Annotated in this window: 15 protein-coding genes; 10 read left to right on the top strand and 5 right to left on the bottom strand. The window is 69.7% G+C overall.

What is annotated here, in order from left to right:
- The first annotated feature begins 78 nt into the window (after positions 1–78).
- From SMIR_RS16960 to SMIR_RS16950, 3 genes are all read left to right on the top strand, one after another.
- Complete coding sequence (locus SMIR_RS16960; protein WP_211118768.1) at positions 79–1428, top strand: sensor histidine kinase; 1350 nt, start codon at positions 79–81, stop codon at positions 1426–1428.
- Positions 1425–2099: a response regulator gene (locus SMIR_RS16955; RefSeq protein WP_054231357.1), complete on the top strand. Its 675-nt coding sequence runs from the start codon at positions 1425–1427 to the stop codon at positions 2097–2099. Before SMIR_RS16960 ends, SMIR_RS16955 begins: the two co-directional genes overlap by 4 nt.
- A 196-nt stretch (positions 2100–2295) precedes the next feature.
- Positions 2296–3534 (top strand): cytochrome P450, encoded by a 1239-nt coding sequence (locus tag SMIR_RS16950; protein ID WP_168493995.1) that lies wholly within the window; start codon positions 2296–2298, stop codon positions 3532–3534.
- Positions 3535–3598: 64 nt separating this feature from the next.
- On the opposite strand, the gene SMIR_RS16945 is transcribed toward SMIR_RS16950, so the two are convergent.
- Entirely contained in the window at positions 3599–5215 is a 1617-nt protein-coding gene (locus SMIR_RS16945) for an ABC transporter permease (protein WP_168493997.1), read from the bottom strand.
- Entirely contained in the window at positions 5212–6165 is a 954-nt protein-coding gene (locus SMIR_RS16940) for an ABC transporter ATP-binding protein (protein WP_168493999.1), read from the bottom strand. The genes SMIR_RS16945 and SMIR_RS16940 overlap by 4 nt, the downstream gene beginning before the upstream one ends.
- Before the next feature lie 74 nt (positions 6166–6239).
- Between SMIR_RS16940 and SMIR_RS16935 the strand changes: the two genes are divergently transcribed.
- Positions 6240–6761, top strand: coding sequence for a GbsR/MarR family transcriptional regulator (locus tag SMIR_RS16935; RefSeq protein ID WP_168494000.1), 522 nt, complete (start codon positions 6240–6242; stop codon positions 6759–6761).
- 54 nt (positions 6762–6815) lie between these two features.
- On the opposite strand, the gene SMIR_RS16930 is transcribed toward SMIR_RS16935, so the two are convergent.
- On the bottom strand, positions 6816–8336 hold the full coding sequence (locus SMIR_RS16930; RefSeq protein WP_168494002.1) for an APC family permease: 1521 nt from the start codon (positions 8334–8336) through the stop codon (positions 6816–6818).
- 215 nt (positions 8337–8551) lie between these two features.
- Between SMIR_RS16930 and SMIR_RS16925 the strand changes: the two genes are divergently transcribed.
- Together SMIR_RS16925 and eutC are read left to right on the top strand one after the other, a co-directional pair.
- Positions 8552–9946, top strand: a complete 1395-nt coding sequence (locus tag SMIR_RS16925) for an ethanolamine ammonia-lyase subunit EutB (protein ID WP_168494005.1) — start codon at positions 8552–8554, stop codon at positions 9944–9946.
- 113 nt (positions 9947–10059) lie between these two features.
- A complete protein-coding gene (eutC, locus tag SMIR_RS16920) occupies positions 10060–10806 on the top strand; it encodes an ethanolamine ammonia-lyase subunit EutC (protein WP_249938626.1) in 747 nt (248 codons plus the stop codon).
- A 17-nt stretch (positions 10807–10823) separates the two neighbouring features.
- On the opposite strand, the gene SMIR_RS16915 is transcribed toward eutC, so the two are convergent.
- A complete protein-coding gene (locus SMIR_RS16915) occupies positions 10824–11783 on the bottom strand; it encodes a diacylglycerol kinase (protein ID WP_211118769.1) in 960 nt (319 codons plus the stop codon).
- Between the two features lie 191 nt (positions 11784–11974).
- On the opposite strand from SMIR_RS16915, the gene SMIR_RS16910 reads away from it, so the two are divergent.
- The 4 genes from SMIR_RS16910 (at position 11975) to SMIR_RS16895 (ending at position 16262) form a co-directional block, all read left to right on the top strand.
- Positions 11975–13258 (top strand): adenylosuccinate synthase, encoded by a 1284-nt coding sequence (locus SMIR_RS16910; protein ID WP_168494009.1) that lies wholly within the window; start codon positions 11975–11977, stop codon positions 13256–13258.
- Positions 13259–13460: 202 nt separating this feature from the next.
- Positions 13461–13913: a hypothetical protein gene (locus SMIR_RS16905; protein WP_212727172.1), complete on the top strand. Its 453-nt coding sequence runs from the start codon at positions 13461–13463 to the stop codon at positions 13911–13913.
- An 18-nt stretch (positions 13914–13931) separates the two neighbouring features.
- On the top strand, positions 13932–14147 hold the full coding sequence (locus tag SMIR_RS16900; protein WP_168494013.1) for a cold-shock protein: 216 nt from the start codon (positions 13932–13934) through the stop codon (positions 14145–14147).
- Positions 14148–14435: 288 nt separating this feature from the next.
- Positions 14436–16262, top strand: a complete 1827-nt coding sequence (locus SMIR_RS16895) for a 5'-nucleotidase C-terminal domain-containing protein (RefSeq protein ID WP_168494015.1) — start codon at positions 14436–14438, stop codon at positions 16260–16262.
- A gap of 109 nt (positions 16263–16371) precedes the next feature.
- Here the strand turns inward: SMIR_RS16895 and SMIR_RS16890 are convergent, their stop codons facing one another.
- On the bottom strand, positions 16372–17022 hold the full coding sequence (locus SMIR_RS16890; protein WP_054231368.1) for a putative DNA-mimic protein: 651 nt from the start codon (positions 17020–17022) through the stop codon (positions 16372–16374).
- Positions 17023–17179: the final 157 nt, after the last annotated feature.

Below are 17179 nucleotides of genomic sequence, written 5' to 3'. Positions count from 1 at the left end.
TAGTACCTGAGACGGATCCCGCAGGACCCTTCTCACTGGTGACGACCGTGACCCGGCAGGCGGCCTACCGTTTTGAACGTGACCGAGACGACCCAGACGCAGATGAAGCCGCCGGGCGGGGCCAAGCCCCGCAGCCCGGAGTTCCGGCTGGCCGCGGACGCCCTGCGCGGGCTGCGGCAGGACCTGTTCCACGATGCCTTCGCCTACCGTCCGCTGCCGCGGATGCGAGTGGACGGCCCGCTCACCCGACGCCTGCCCGAGCGCGTCAGGGAGCACGCGGCCTGGACTCCGCACGCCGTGGTCGCGGCGTGCGGACTGCTCGCGATGGCCGTCGCGAGCACCGCGAACCAAGGCGGCCCCGGCATCGGGAGTCTGGTGCCCAGCCTCCTCGCGCTGCTCCCGGTGCTGCTGACGCTCGTCCGGCCGGTCGGAGCCTTCTGGTTCTCCATGGCGGCGACACCGTTCGTGGTCGTGTTCAGCGACAGCTGGGGTGACTGGCCCTGGCCGCCGGGCGCCTTCATCACCCACCTGGTGGTGCTGACGGTCGTGGCGCTGCGGACCCGACCGCGTACCGCGGCCTGGATGTGGGTGCTGACCGCGTTGTACGGGTCGGCGGCCGAGACCGTATTCGGCTCCGGGCACTACGCGACCGACTCGATCCCCCTGCTGTTCCTCGCCGCTCTCGCCCTGCTGCTCGTCACCGTCCTGAACATACGCCGCACGGCGGAGCAGGAGGTGACCGCCCAGCAGTCGGAGACGGCGCACGAGCGCTCCAAGCGCACCCTCCTGGAGGAGCGCACCACGATCGCCCGCGAGCTGCACGACGTGGTCGCCCACCACATGTCGGTGGTCGCCATCCAGGCGGAGGCCGCGCCCTACCGGGTGGAGAACCCACCGCCCGAGCTGGAGCAGGCCTTCGTCACGATCCGGGAGAACGCGGTGGCGGCGCTCACCGAGCTGCGTCGCGTCCTCGGTGTCGTACGGGCCGCGGACTACGAGGCTCCGGACGCCCCGCAGCCCACCCTCGCCGACCTCGGCGCGCTCCTCGCCAATGTGCGGGAGGCGGGCCTGAGCGTGGAGAAGACGGTCACGGGCGCGGTGCGTGAACTCCCGCAGGGCGTGGAGCTGTCGGCGTACCGCATCGTCCAGGAGGCGCTGAGCAACACCCTGCGGCACGCGCCGGGCGCGACGGCCCGCGTCGAGATCGGCTACGTTCTCGGCGGGCTCGGCTTGCGCATAGTCAACGGCCCCGCGCAGACGACGACCCTGGTGAAGTCCACCCATGGCGCGGGGCACGGCATCACAGGGATGCGTGAGCGTGTCACGATGCTGGACGGTGAGATGACGACGGGCGAGACGGACGACGGGGGATACGAGGTGACGGTCTTCCTGCCGGTGCCGCTGCGGGCGGCGGAGGAAACCGGATGACGAACGGCACCATCCGCGTCCTGATAGCCGACGACCAGGTGATGGTCCGCGAGGGCTTCTCGGTGCTGCTCGGCGCGATGCCGGACATCGAGGTGGTCGGCGAGGCGGTCAACGGACGGGACGCGGTCGAGCGGGTCCGTGAGCTCGGTCCGGACGTCGTGCTGATGGACATCCGCATGCCGGAGATGAACGGCATCGAGGCGACCCGGGAGATCGTCGCCGCGGACAGCGCCGCGAAGGTGCTGGTGCTGACCACCTTCGACCTCGACGAGTACGTGTACCAGGCGCTGCGCGCGGGAGCCTCCGGCTTTCTGCTCAAGGACGCCTCGGCGCGCCAACTCGCCGACGGGGTGCGGGTGGTGGCGGCCGGGGAGGCGTTGCTCGCTCCGTCCGTGACCAAGCGGCTGATCACCGAGTTCTCCAAGCTCTCGGACGCCCCGCGACTCTCGGCCACGGCGCAGGCGGCCTACGGCGAGCTGACCGAGCGGGAGACGGAGGTGCTGGTCCTGATCGCGCAGGGCCTGTCGAACGCGGAGATCGCCTCGCGGCTGTTCGTCGCCGAGTCCACGATCAAGACCCATGTGAGCCGGATCCTGGTGAAGCTGGGCCTGCGGGACCGCACACAGGCGGCGGTGTTCGCGTACGAGGCGCGGCTGATCACACCCAGGTGACCCAGGAGACTCACATGACCGAGGCCAACGAGGCCAACGAGGCCAACGAGGCCACCGAGGTGACCGGCGACCTGGGTGCCTGCTGACCGGGGGAGCGCGGCGGCCGGGCCGATGGCGGGGTACGGGGGTCCCCGCCGCGTGCCCGGCCGCCGAGACACCCCTGTTCAGCGGGGCCGAGTCGGGCTAGCGTCCGCCCATGGCAGCCTCGCACACCCCGCAGTCCCCGCAGACACCGTCGGCCTTCGATCCCTGGAACCCGGAGTTCGTGGCGAACCCGTACCCCGCGTACGCGGAGCTGCGCGAGCGCGGCCGGGTGCACTACTACGAGCCCACCGACCAGTGGCTGGTCCCGCACCACGCGGACGTGTCGGCGCTGCTGCGGGAGCGGCGCCTGGGCCGGACCTATCAGCACCGTTACACGCACGAGGACTTCGGGCGGACGGCACCTCCGCCCGAGCACGAGCCGTTCCACGTCCTCAACGACCACGGAATGCTGGACCTGGAGCCGCCGGACCACACGCGGATCCGACGTCTGGTCTCCAAGGCGTTCACGCCGCGTACGGTCGAGCAGCTCAGGCCCTATGTGGACCGGCTGGCGAACGAGCTGGTCGCCGGTCTGGTGGCGGCGGGCGGTGGTGATCTGCTCACCGATGTCGCCGAGCCGCTCCCGGTGGCCGTGATCGCCGAGATGCTGGGCATCCCGGAGTCGGACCGGGCGCCGCTCAGGCCGTGGTCGGCGGACATCTGCGGGATGTACGAGCTGAACCCTTCCGAGGAGACGGCGGCGAAGGCGGTCCGGGCGTCGGTGGAGTTCACGGAGTACCTCCGGGAGCTGATCGCGGCGCGCCGCAAGGAGCCGGGCGACGACCTGATCTCGGGGCTCATCGCCGCGCACGACGAGGGCGACCGTCTGACCGAGCAGGAGATGATCTCCACCTGCGTCCTGCTGCTGAACGCGGGGCACGAGGCGACGGTGAACGCCACGGTGAACGGGTGGTGGGCGCTGTTCCGCAACCCCGACCAGTTGGCGGCCCTGCGCGGCGACCGTTCGCTGATCCCCACGGCGGTGGAGGAGCTGATGCGCTACGACACCCCGCTCCAGCTCTTCGAACGGTGGGTTCTGGACGACATCGAGATCGACGGCACGACCGTTCCCCGGGGTGCGGAGATCGCCCTGCTCTTCGGCTCCGCCAACCACGACCCGAAGGTCTTCGCGTCCCCGGAGAGTCTGGACCTCTCCCGCACCGACAACCCCCACATCTCCTTCAGCGCCGGCATCCACTACTGCATCGGCGCCCCGCTGGCCCGTCTCGAACTGGCGGCGTCCTTGGGCGCTTTGCTGGAGAAGGCGCCGACACTCGCCCTCGCCGCGGAGCCGGAGCGCAAGCCGAACTTCGTGATCCGCGGGCTGGAGGGACTCAGCGTCGTGCTCTGACCCGCCCGGACCGCCGGCCCCGCCCCCGCCCCCGCCCCCGCACCGAGCACGCGTGCGCCCGCCGTCAGGTGCTCATGTCCCGTCGCCGCAACGCGGCCAGCCCCGCGGCGGTCAGGGCCACCGCGATCGCCGTCAGGATCAGTACCGGAGTCCATGACATCTCCCCGCCCGGCAGCTTGGGGAGATGGCCGAAGGGGGAGAGGTCCATGGCGGCCTGAGGGACGTTCAGGGCGGGGCCGATCCAGCCCAGCAGGAGGGCGACCCCGGCCGCGCCCCAGGCGCCGGGGGCCAGTTGGGGCGAGATCCCGTAGAGAAGGACCGCCAGCCCGCCCAGCGTCCAGACCGCCGCGACCTGGACGAGGCAGGCGCCGAGCACGGGCCCGAGCTCATGGCCGTACCCGAGTCCGAGACCGAGCCCGCCCAGCGCCATGATGAGCGCCGCGCCACCGAAGGCGACGACCAGGTGTCCGCCGGCCCACCGCAGCCGCCCCACGGCGTTCGCCAGCACCGGTTCCGCCCGCTGCGAGGTCTCCTCACCGTGCAGGCGCAGCACCGAAGAGACGACGTACAGCGCGGCCACCATCCCCAGCATGCCGACCATGGCCGCGAGGAACGCGTCCGTGATCCCGGACTGTCCGCCCATCCGCTCGATGATCTGCCGGGTCTTGTCGTTGCTCCCGACCAGATCGGCGGCCCCCTTCGTGATCCCGCCGAACGCGGCCCCCGCGGCGAGGAACCCGAGGCTCCACCCCAGCACGGCCCCCCTCTGCAGCCGCCAGGCCAGTGCCCCGGCCGATCCGAGCCGCCCCCGCGCGGGCCCCGGCCGGGTCGGCAGGAAGCTCATCCCGACATCGCGCCGCCCGGCGAGTTCGTAGGCGACCGCGCCCTGGATCGCCACGGCCGCGACGAACAGCGGCAGCACCCACCACCGTTCCTGCGCGAAGGGGCGTTCGTTCTCCAGCCACCCCAGCGGCGACACCCAGGTCAGCACGGACGAACCGTCGTTCGTCGACGAGTCGCCCGCCGCCCGCAGCACGAACGCGGCGCCGAGCAGCCCGCCCGTCAGCCCCTTGGCGAGCCGCGCGCTCTCGGTGAGCTGGGCGACGATCGCCGCCATGGTGGCGAAGACCATGCCGACGCCCCCGACGCCGAGCCCGAGGGCCAGCGCTCCGGCACCGCCCCGGCCTGCCAGCCCGCCCGCGATGAGCAGCGCGAGCACGCCGTTGGCGACGAGGGCGGCCAGCAGCGCCGCCGTCAGCGGGGCCCGGCGCCCCACCATCGCCGACGAGAGGAGTTCCTGGCGCCCGCTCTCCTCCTCCTCGCGGGTGTGCCGTACGACGACGAGCAGGCTCATGATTCCGGCGAACAGACCGGCGTAGCCGCCGATGCGCCAGGCGGTGAGTCCGCCGAGCGAGTCGTCGAACACCGGCCCGTAGGTGGCGCGCAGGGAGGTGTTGGTGAGCATCTGGCGGGCGAGGTCGGCGCGTTCGGCGGCGGTGCCGTAGACGGACTTCAGCGAGTTCGGCATGGACAGCACCAACAGGCCGATCACACCGACCCACAGCGGCATCATCAGCCGGTCGCGGCGCAGGGAGAACCTCAACAGCGTGCCGGTACCGGCGAGTTGGCGGTAGCCCCGGGGCCGTGTGGCGCCCCGTACGGCAGTGGTCGCGGCGGTCATCGCGCCATCGCCCCTTCACCGTTCGCCCGGACGTCGTCCTGGTAGTGCCGCAGGAACAGTTCCTCCAGGGTCGGCGGCGTCGAGGTCAGCGACCGTACGCCCGAGTCGGTGAGCGAGCGCAGTACGGCGTCGATCTTGTCGGTCTCGACCTGGAGCCTGACCCGGTGGCCCTGGATGTCCAGGTCGTGCACGCCGGGCAGGTGTGCCAGCCCGTTGGGCGGTCCCGCGAGTTCGGCGGTGACGCTGGTACGGGTCAGATGGCGCAGGTCGGCGAGGGTGCCGCTCTCGACGGTGCGGCCCTTGCGGATGATGCTGACGCGGTCGCACAGCTCCTCCACCTCGCTGAGGATGTGCGAGGAGAGCAGGACGGTCCGGCCGCGGTCGCGTTCCTCCTCGACGCACCGCTGGAAGACCTCCTCCATCAGCGGGTCGAGACCCGATGTGGGCTCGTCGAGGATCAGCAGGTCGACGTCCGAGGCGAAGGCGGCGACGAGGGCAACCTTCTGCCGGTTGCCCTTGGAGTAGGTGCGTCCCTTCTTGGTGGGGTCGAGTTCGAAGCGTTCGATCAGTTCCGCCCGCCGCGCCCGGTCGAGCCCCCCGCGCAGCCGCCCGTACAGGTCGATGACCTCGCCGCCGGAGAGGTTGCGCCACAGGGTGACGTCACCGGGTACGTAGGCGACCCGGCGGTGCAGTTCCACCGCGTCCGCCCAGGGGTCCCGGCCCAGCACCTGCGCCGCGCCCGCGTCGCCTCGCAGCAGGCCCAGCAGGACCCGGATGGTGGTGGACTTCCCGGAGCCGTTCGGACCGAGGAAGCCGTGCACCTCGCCGGCTTCGACGTCCAGGTCGAGACCGTCCAGCGCGTGTGTCGCGCCGAACGACTTGTGCAGCCCGGAGACGGTGATCGCCTTCGTCGTGCCCTTCGCCAGGCCCTTGGCCCTGCCCTTCGTCATGCTCCAGAACGTACGCTTCTTTCAGAAATTTGTGAAGTTAACGAATTGTATAAACGCTCGGATACAATCGAGGGATGGCAGAGCCGGAGACGGTGGGACCGAAGGCGGTGGGAGCGGTGGGCCGGGACGCGGAGGCGGTCTCGCGGTTCGTCGAGCACTTCGCGGCGCAACTCGTGCAGGCCGGGATGCCCCGGATGCCGTCCCGGGTCTTCGGCGCGCTGCTCGCCTCGGACACCGGCGCTCTGACCTCGGTCGAACTGGGCGAGCAACTGCAGATCAGCCCCGCGGCGGTCTCCGGTGCGGTGCGCTATCTCGCGCAGGTGCACATGGTGTCGCGCGAGCGGGAACCCGGTTCGCGCCGGGAGCGGTACCGCGTGCACAGCGACCAGTGGTACGAGGCGCTCACCAATCGTGAGGCGATCATCAAGCGCTGGGAGGACGCCCTGCGCGAGGGCGTCGCCAGCCTGGGCGCGGACACCCCGGCGGGCGGCCGGCTCGCGGAGACCCTTGCCTTCTTCGAGTTCATGGAGGGCGAGCTGGAGTCGATGATGGACCGCTGGCGGGTCCACCGGGAGCGGCACTTCGGCGAGGGCTGAGAGCCCTCGCCGAAGGAACGGGGTGAAGCGGCGCTCCGGCCGCGTCCGTAGCGGCTACCGCTCCTTGGTCTCCTCCAGGACCGTCCGCCCGAGCAGGGCGTACCGCTGCGGTGCGCGGCGCTTGAGGTACGTCGCGTACGCCACGCCGCCCGCCGCGATCAGGGCGACGATCCAGGGGGTCGCCTTCAGCACGAGGGAGCCGGACTCCGTGCCGGCCGCGGCGCCCATGTTGGACACCAGCAGGACGACCACGCCGAGCATCGCGAGGCCGCCGACGAGCGGGGCGGTGAAGGTCCTGAACCAGTGCCTGCTCTCGGGGTGGTTCTTGCGGAAGTACGCCAGCACCGCGAAGGAGCAGACCGCCTGCACCACCAGGATGGCCATCGTGCCGAGGATGGCGAGCAGGACGTACGTACCGGTGTACGGGTCCTTGCCGGCGAGCCAGAACGCGGCGATGAGGACGGCGCTGACGACCGTCTGGACGAGGCCCGCGATGTGCGGGGAGCCGTGCTGGGGGTGGGTGCGGCCGATCGTGCGCTGGAGCGAGGGGAGGACGCCCTCGCGGCCCAGCGCGTACATGTAACGGGCGGCGCAGTTGTGGAAGGCCATGCCGCAGGCCAGCGAGCCGGTGATCATCAGCCACTGCATGACGTCGACGGCCCAGTGACCGACGTAGTGCTCGGTGGGGTTGAAGAACAGGGCGAGCGGGTTCGAGGAGGAGGCGGCCGTGACGGCCTCGCTCTCGCCGTTGCCGATGATGGCCATCCAGGAGACGAAGACGTAGAAGACGCCGACGCCCAGTACGGAGATCATCGTCGCCTTGGGGATGATCTTCTTCGGGTCGCGGGACTCCTCGCCGTACATCGCCGTGGACTCGAAGCCGACCCACGACCAGAAGGCGAAGAAGAGGCCGAGGCCCGCCGAGGTCCCCTTGAAGGCGTTGACCGGGTTGACCGGGCCGAAGGTGAAGCCGTGCGGGCCGCCGCCGTGCAGGGCGACGGAGACGGCCATGGCGGCCAGGACCGTCACCTCGGTGGCCAGCAGCACGACGAGCAGCTTCTCGGCGACGGACACCCCGAACCACGTGCCCGTCGCGTTGACGGCGAGCATCAGGATCGCGAACGCCCACCAGGGCACGTCAAGTCCCGTCTGGTCCTTGAGGGTTCCGGTGGCGAAGGTCGAGAAGATACCGATCAGGGCCGGCTCGAAGACGACGTACGCGAAGGTCGCGAGAAGTCCCGAGGCGAGTCCCGCGGTGCGGCCGAGACCGTAGGAGATGAAGCCGTAGAAGGCGCCGGTGGAGGTGATGTGCTTCGCCATCGAGGTGAAGCCGACCGCAAAGATCGCCAGGACGACCATTGCGACGAGATAGCTCGCCGGGGCGCCGATGCCGTTGCCGGCGGAGACCATGAAGGGCACGTTGCCCGTCATGGCGGTGATCGGGGCGGCGGTGGCGACGGCCATGAAGACCACGCCCAGCAGCCCGATCGCGTTCGGCTTGAGCCGGTGAACTGTGCCTCCGGGGGTCTCCGCTGTGCCCGCCGCCTCAGGGACCACGCCCTCTTGCACTGCCATCGAGTGGCCCCTTCCGTGTCGCTCGCCGTCCGCACCCTCGGTGCGGCGGAGTGGATTACGAACCGGAATGCTGCACGAGAAATGAGTCCTGTCACGGGTCGGGACGTTAAATATGTGTCAACCAGACCTTTAGAAGTCCGGGTGGAGCGAACGTCCTTGTTAACTCTCCGCCGGACCGTGGACCGCGCCCGACGCCCCTCCGTACGGTCCCTGGCATGAGCACCTACTCCGCCACCCTCGGCGGCCGGACGCACTCCTTCGCCGGCCTCGCGCGGCTGCTCGCCGCCGCGAGCCCCGAACGTTCAGGCGACCGCCTCGCCGGGCTCGCCGCCGACTCCGCGCAGGCACGCGTCGCCGCGCGGTGGGCGCTGGCCGAGGTCCCGCTCGCACGGTTCCTCGCCGAGCCCGTGATCCCGTACGAGAGCGACGACGTGACCCGCCTCATCATGGACAGCCACGACGCGGCGGCCTTCGCCCCCGTCTGTGGCCTCACGGTGGGGGAGCTGCGCGAATGGCTGCTGTCGGAGGCGGCGGACGCGCCGACACTCGCCGCACTCGCCCCCGGCCTGACCCCGGAGATGGTCGCCGCGGTGTCGAAACTGATGGGCAACGCGGATCTGGTGGCGGTCGCCCGCAAGGTCCGGGTGGTCACCGCCTTCCGCTCCACGATCGGCCTCCCGGGCCGCCTGGCCACCCGCCTCCAGCCCAACCACCCCACCGACGACCCCGCGGGCGTGGCGGCGGCCCTGCTGGACGGCCTGCTCCTGGGCTCCGGCGACGCGGTGATCGGCATCAACCCGGCCACGGACAGCCCCGAGGCGGTACGGGACCTGCTGGACCTCCTGGAGGGAGTGATCGACCGCTACTCCATCCCCACCCAGTCCTGCGTCCTGTGCCACGTGACCACCAGCATCGACCTGATGGAACGCGGCGCCCCGGTGGACCTCGTCTTCCAGTCCATCGCCGGTACGCAGGCCGCCAACGCCTCGTTCGGGGTCACACTGGGGCTCCTGGACGAGGCGTACGAGGCGGCGCGCTCGCTGGACAGGGGCACGGTCGGCTCCAACGCCCTGTACTTCGAGACGGGGCAGGGCAGCGCGCTCTCCGCCGACGCGCACCACGGGGTGGACCAGCAGACGGTGGAGGCGCGGGCGTACGCGGTCGCCCGCCGCTACGACCCGCTGCTCGTGAACACGGTGGTCGGCTTCATCGGCCCGGAGTACCTCTACGACGGCCGCCAGATCCTCCGCGCGGCCCTGGAGGACCACTTCTGCGGCAAACTGCTCGGCCTGCCCATGGGCCTCGACATCTGTTACACCAACCACGCCGACGCCGATGACGACGACATCGCCACGATGCTCACCATGCTCGGTGTCGCCGGCGCCTCCTTCGTGATCTGCACCCCCGGAGGCGACGACATCATGCTCAACTACCAGTCGGCCTCGTACCACGACGCGTTGTACCTGCGCGAGGTGCTCGGGCTGCGCCCGGCACCGGAGTTCGAGACGTGGCTGGAGCGGATCGGTCTGCTGGACGACGGCGGCGGGATACGGGACGTGGCGGGTACAGGCCATCCGCTGACGGCGATCGGGCGGGGGCTGGCGGCATGACGGAACGTCAACTAATCCATGTGGACGCCGACTTGGGCGACACGGTGACCGTCCCGACTGCTTCGACCGCAGCGATCGCTTCGGTCGCTTCGGTCGCTTCGGTCGCTCCGGTCGTGGACCGGGAGTCGGACACCGCCCTCTGGAACTCCCTGCGCCGGCACACCCAGGCCCGGATCGGGCTCGGGCGGGCCGGATCGGCGTTGCCCACGCGGCACCGGCTCGAACTGCAGGCCGCGCACGCCGCCGCGCGGGACGCGGTGCACTCGCCGTTCGATCCGGACGTGGTGGCGTCCGCGCTGACGGGTGTGCCGACGATACGGGTGCGCAGCGCCGCCCCCGACCGGCTCACCTATCTCCAGCGCCCCGACCTCGGACGCAGGCTCCACGACGTGGACCGGGCGCACCTGCCCCGCGACGGCTGGGACGTGGTGTTCGTCGTCGCCGACGGGCTGTCCAGCCGGGCGGTGCACGAGCATGCCGCGGCCGTCGTGCGCGCGACGACACAGCGGCTGCCCTCCGACTGGCACGTCGCTCCCGTCGTGCTCGCCGAGCAGGCGCGGGTGGCTCTCGGAGACGACATCGCGCACGCGCTGGGGGCCGGGATGGCCGTCGTCCTCATCGGGGAGCGGCCCGGGATGTCCGCCGCGGACTCGCTCGGGGCGTATCTCACGTACGGCCCGCGCCCGGGTCGCACCACCGACGCCGACCGCAACTGCCTCTCCAACATCCGCCCACCCCTCGGCCTGTCCCACACCGCCGCGGCGACGAAGCTGGCGACACTGATGCGAAGGGCACGCGACCTCGGCCGCACCGGCGTATCCCTGAAGGACGAGTCCACACCGACCCTGCCCCAGCCATAGCGGCAACGCCCGGGGGCTCAGCTCGGCAGCGTAAGCCCCCAACCCCCTTCCCGAACCGTCCACGTCCGCGTCCGCACAGGCCCGGACACCACAGAATCCGCCCGATACCGAAAGTCCGCCCCGGACACAGTCACCCGCCGCCCCACCACCCGCAACGGCGACGCCTCCGCCCCCACGGAAACCGGCCGAACCTCCACCTCCGCACCCCCGGCAACGCCGGGCGTCACGGACACCGCCTCCACCGGCTGGTCCAGATCGACCAAGGTGACCCCGTCGACCTCGACCCGCAGCCGCGAAGGCCCGGGCCCCGGCACGGACGCCACACGCGCGGGCCGCGCCGCAAGCGTACGGACCAGCGACTGACAGGTCCGCAGCCACGCATGCCCCCCGAGCCCGGAAGCCCCACCGCCGAAACCCCCGGAACCCCCGAAACCACCAGAGCTCCCAGAGCCCCCAGACCCACCGAAACCGCCGACTCCGCCGACACCACCCACGTCGGCCCCGTCGATCTCCTCCGCACCCCGCATCGCCCCACCCGCCCCCACCGGCGGAATCCGCAACGCCCCCAACACCACCCCGTCACTCTCGTCGACCAGCAGATCGAGCCGCCGCTCGACCCCGTCGAGCACGGCCCGGGCCGCCGCGACGGCCCCGACGGGCACCCCCAGCGCCCGCGCCAGCGACAGCACACCCCCCACCGGCACCAATGACACCCCACATCCGGCCAGTTCCCGTTGTCGGTGCAAAAGGGATACAGCACGCAAGAGGGCGCGGTCGTCGCCCACCACGACCGGCCGCCGGGAACCTCTCCGGGCCAGCGCCCGGGCAAATTCCTCGGGCCCTTCCGGCAGGCATACTTTCGTCGCCGCACCCGCGCTGAGCACGTCTTTTGCGATCCGTACAGACTCGCCGTCCGTCCAACGGGCGACCGGGTCGATGACCACAAGGAGCTGGTCGGAAGCCGCCACCTCGGTCATGCCTCGCTTCCTCGGGTAGCATCTTTGTGCAAGAGCCCCTTGCGCTATTGCGCCAGGGGCTTCGTCTATTCCGGGGCATCCGGTCCGACGGTCGCGGCCAAAGGAGGTCGCCGGCGTACGCAGCCGTATCGAAAACCAGCCGCGTACGTCCCCGACCTTGGACATGCCCCGCCCGGAAGGGGTGTACGCCTGTGCCCGCACTTGTGCTGCTCGGTGCTCAGTGGGGTGACGAAGGCAAGGGAAAGGCCACCGACCTGCTCGGTGGATCCGTGGACTATGTGGTGCGCTACCAGGGCGGCAACAACGCCGGCCACACGGTAGTCGTGGGCGATCAGAAGTACGCCCTCCACCTCCTCCCTTCCGGAATCCTCACACCGGAGTGCACTCCGGTGATCGGAAACGGAGTCGTCGTCGACCCGTCGGTCCTGTTCTCCGAGCTGAACGGACTGAACGAGCGCGGCGTCGACACCTCCAAGCTTCTGATCAGCGGAAACGCTCACATCATCACGCCGTACAACGTCACCGTCGACAAGGTGACGGAGCGCTTCCTCGGGAAGCGGAAGATCGGCACGACCGGGCGTGGCATCGGGCCCACCTACGCGGACAAGATCAACCGCGTCGGCATCCGTATCCAGGACCTCTACGACGAGTCGATCCTGACCCAGAAGGTCGAGGCGGCCCTCGAGGTCAAGAACCAGCTGCTGACCAAGCTCTACAACCGCCGTGCCATCGAAGCCGGGCAGGTCGTCGAGGAGCTGCTGGGCTACGCGGACCGGCTCAAGCCGTACGTCGCGGACACGGTCCTGATCCTGAACCAGGCGCTGGAGCAGGACAAGGTCGTGCTCTTCGAGGGCGGCCAGGGCACGCTCCTCGACATCGACCACGGCACGTACCCCTTCGTGACGTCGTCGAACCCGACGGCCGGCGGTGCCTGCACCGGTTCGGGCGTCGGCCCGACGAAGATCAGCCGGGTCATCGGCATCCTCAAGGCGTACACGACCCGTGTCGGCTCGGGCCCGTTCCCGACCGAGCTCTTGGACGAGGACGGCGAAGCGCTGCGCCGTATCGGTGGCGAGCGCGGTGTCACCACCGGCCGTGACCGCCGCTGCGGCTGGTTCGACGCGGTCATCGCCCGCTACGCGACCCGTGTGAACGGCCTGACCGACTTCTTCCTCACCAAGCTGGACGTCCTGACCGGCTGGGAGGAGATCCCGGTCTGCGTGGCGTACGAGATCGACGGCAAGCGCGTCGAGGAACTCCCGTACTCCCAGACCGACTTCCACCACGCGAAGCCGATCTACGAGAACCTCCCGGGCTGGTCCGAGGACATCACCAAGGCGAAGTCCTTCTCCGACCTCCCGAAGAACGCCCAGGCGTACGTCAGGGCGCTGGAGGACATGTCCGGCGCCCAGATCTCCGCGATCGGCGTCGGCCCGGGCCGCGACGAGACGATCGAGATCAACTCGTTCATCTGATCCGTTCGGACCGATCGGACAGTTCGAGGCCGCCGTCCCCAACAGGGGGCGGCGGCCTCCGCGTTCACCGGGGGATGTGTCGCCGACACGTGTCTCATCACACCGTGTCAGTTGATGTGCTTTTTGCCCCAGGTCCGTTGTGAGTGCCGTTCTTGATCTATTAGCTTCGCAGGCGAACCCACTGACCTGAAAGAGGTTCACCATGTTTTCGCGCATTGCGAAGCGGGCGGCGATTCTCGCCGCTGTATCGGCACTCGCCGTGGGGCTCGGCTCCGCGCCGTCCTCTGCCGCGGGGGAGCACGTTTTCACTCCGCAGCACCCGTCCTACAACGGCAATGACCCCCGGGGGAATTTCAGCGCTCAAATAAAGTACAGCAACGGCAAGCTCCAGTGGGGGTGGCAGCTCAGCGCCGCCACCGCGGCGCCCGCCACCGGGCTCATGAACGAGACCGCCAACCTCACCTGCAACGGCCACCGGGTCGCTCACGACAGCCACCCCGGCGTCTCTCCGCGGTACTTCGTCCACGCCTCCTCGGCGCTGGGCGGTCACATGACGTCCTGCAAGTGGGATCTGAAGATTCACGAGACCTTCCCCATCGCGCGCGGAACGCGGACGGTCGACCTCGACTTCCCGTTCATCGTCACCCTCGTATAGCGGAAGTAGGATCTCCGCATGACGCTGGCGACGGTTCGTGAATGGGACGACGAAGAGGGCTGGGGGGTCCTCGATTCCGATGAGACGCCGGGCGGTTGCTGGGCGCACTTCTCCGTGATCGAGATGTCCGGCTTCCGCTTTCTCACGCCGGGTCGGAAAGTCACCATGGAGTGGGAAGAGGGCGACCAGGACGGTTATCAATACCGGGCCACCCGGATTGTCGCCGCTGGCTGAGACGCAGTCCCCCGACGAGGGCGCCCCCGGTGCGGCTTCGGCCGATCCGGGGGCGTCGTCATGTCACGAAGTGACCGTCCGGCAGGGCAAGCTGACCGTTAATTGACCTGGACATGGTCTGTTCCTGGTTCCCGACCGGCCTGGACGCGACGACGATCTACGCGTGTAGTGCACTGAGTGCGCGGTGTGCACGTAGCGCACCCAGCGCACATGCAGTGCTCGAAGTCCCCGCACGACTCGCGCAGTTGCTCCCGTCAGCCAAGTCCCAGCCAGTCCCAGGAGACACGTATGCCCGTCAATCCCATGAACCGCCGGGAGTTCGTGAAGAAGTCGGCCGTCACCGGGGCGGCCGTCACGGTCGCGGGGACCGTCGCCGCGACCCCGGCCCAGGCCGCGGACCACAGGCCCGAGAAGGCACCCCGTACCTGGTCGTTCTCCATCCTGGGCACCACCGACCTGCACAGTCACGTCTTCGACTGGGACTACTACACGGACGCGGCGTACAAGGACAGCAAGGGCAACTCCGTGGGCGTCGCCCGCGTCGCCACCCTCATCAAGCAGCAGCGCGCCGCCAAGGGCGAGAAGCGCGTCCTGCTCGTCGACGCCGGTGACATCATCCAGGGCACCTCGCTGGCGTACTACTACGCCCGCGTCGACCCCATCGTCGCCGCCAAGGGCAAGCGCGCCCCCGTGCACCCCATGGCCGTGGCCATGAACCACATGCGCTACGACGCCGCCGCGCTCGGCAACCACGAGTTCAACTACGGCATCGAGACCCTGCGCAAGTTCGAGCAGCAGTGTCACTTCCCGCTGCTCGGCGCCAACGCGCTGGACGCCAAGACGCTGCGTCCGGCCTTCCAGCCGTACACCGTGAAGCGCATCTGCGTCCCCGGCGCCCCGGACATCAAGGTCGGCATCCTCGGCCTCACCAACCCGGGCATCGCCCTGTGGGACAAGGACAACGTCTCCGGGAAGATGGCGTTCACCGGGCTCGTCGAGCAGGCGAAGAAGTACGTCCCGCGGATGCGTGCCCTCGGGTGCGACGTCGTGTTCCTCACCGACCACTCGGGCCTGGACGGCAGTTCGTCGTACGGCAGTGAGCTGCCGTACGTCGAGAACGCCTCGAACCTCGTCGCCCAGCAGGTACCCGGCATCGACGCGATCCTCGTCGGCCACACGCATGTCGAGGTCTCGTCGTACACGGTGAAGAACGAGGAGACCGGCAAGGACGTCGTCCTCTCCGAGCCGTACTGCTGGGGCATGCGCCTGACCGTCTTCGACTTCGAGCTCGAACTCCACCACGGCCAGTGGAAGGTGACGAGCACCAAGGCGCAGACCCTCAACAGCAACACGGTCGAGGAGGACCCGGAGATCACCCGGCTCCTCAAGGCCGACCACGACCTGGTCGTGAAGTACGTCAACACTCCGGTGGGCACCTGCACCGCGGACCTCTCCGCGGCCGAGGCCTGCTGGAAGGACGTCCCGGTGATGGACTTCATCCACCAGGTCCAGATGGCGACGGTGGCCTCCGGCCTGTCCACCGCCGACGCCGCCCTCCCTCTGATCTCCGTCGCCGCGCCCTTCAGCCGCACCGCCGACATCCCGGCGGGCAACGTCACCATCCGCGACGTGGCAGGGCTCTACATCTACGACAACACCCTGTACGGCAAGAAGCTCACGGGCGCCCAGCTCAAGGACTACCTCGAGTACGCGGCTAAGTACTACTACAAGGTCCCGTCCGGCACGAAGGTGGACACGGCCACCCTCACCAACGCCAACAGCTTCTGGGACTACATGTACGACACCGCCGCCGGGGTCGAGTACGACATCGACATCGCGCAGGCCGAGGGCTCCCGCATCAAGAACCTCACCTACAAGGGCGCGGCGGTCGCCGACGACCAGGTCTTCGTCGTCGCCGTCAACAACTACCGCGCCAACGGCGGCAGCGGCTACCCGCACATCGCGGCCGCCGACATCGCGTACAGCTCCACCAACGAGATCCGCCAGCTGATGATCGACTACGTCACGTCCAAGGGCACCCTCGACCCGGCCGACTTCGCGGTCACCAACTGGAAGCTGACACAGGACGGGACGCCGGTTTTCCAAGCCGGCTGACGACCAGTCAAACAGCTTTGGTTCAGGGCAAGTCGAATATAGAAAGAAGGGCGGCCCAGGTCCCACCGACTCCGGTGGGACCTGGGCCTTCCTTCGGGCCGCGTACGCCTCAGCTGAAGATGATCATCGATCCCTGGGCGAGGCTGCGCGTGGCCGCCGCGTGCAGGCCGAGCCACACATGCCGCTCGCGCGCGAACGGACTCGCGTCGTACGGGGCGGGCGCGGCCGGCTCCTCCAGCTCCGTGGGAGCCATGGGCGGCTGCGGGGCGGCAGGCGGGTTCGCCGGGTCGATACCGATCGACGGGGCCACGAACTCCAGCTCGCGCAGCAGCGTCTGCGAGGAGCCCAGGGGGCCACCCCCGGCGAGGAGTTCGTCATTGGCGAGCGGGTGCGGGAAGTCGACCGGGACGTACGCGCCCGCGTGGTCGTAGTGCCACACGAGGTGCGACTGCTGGGCGTTCGTCTCGAACATCTCCAGCAACTGCTCGTAGTCGCCGCCCAGTTCGTCCACCGGGGTCACCGCGAGGCCGCACATCTGGAGCAGATACGCCCGGCGCAGGAAGTGCAGCGCGTCGTAGTCGAAACCGGCGACCGGGGCCACGTCGCCGGAGAGCCCCGGCATGTACGCGTACACCGGGACCGGCGGAAGTCCGGCCTCGCCCAGCGCTTTGTCGTAGAGCGCCAGCTCCTCGGCGAAGGGATTGTCGGGGGTGTGGCACAACACGTCGACGAGCGGGACCAGCCACAGGTCACAGGCCAACAGACGGCTCCTCTAGCTCCTTGGGAAGCACGGTGGTCAGGGAAGCGTAATGGGTGGGACCCGTCCTCAGTCCCCCTCGTGCGGATCCCATACCGCACCCCATGCCCGCACCCCGTGTGCCCATCCGTCGCGCAGGCGCACACGCCTCCCGGCACGA

The organism is Streptomyces mirabilis (assembly GCF_018310535.1).
Classification (GTDB): Bacteria; Actinomycetota; Actinomycetes; order Streptomycetales; family Streptomycetaceae; genus Streptomyces.
The sequence above is the reverse complement of the archived record's forward strand: the minus strand, read 5'-3'. Positions and strand labels throughout refer to the sequence as shown.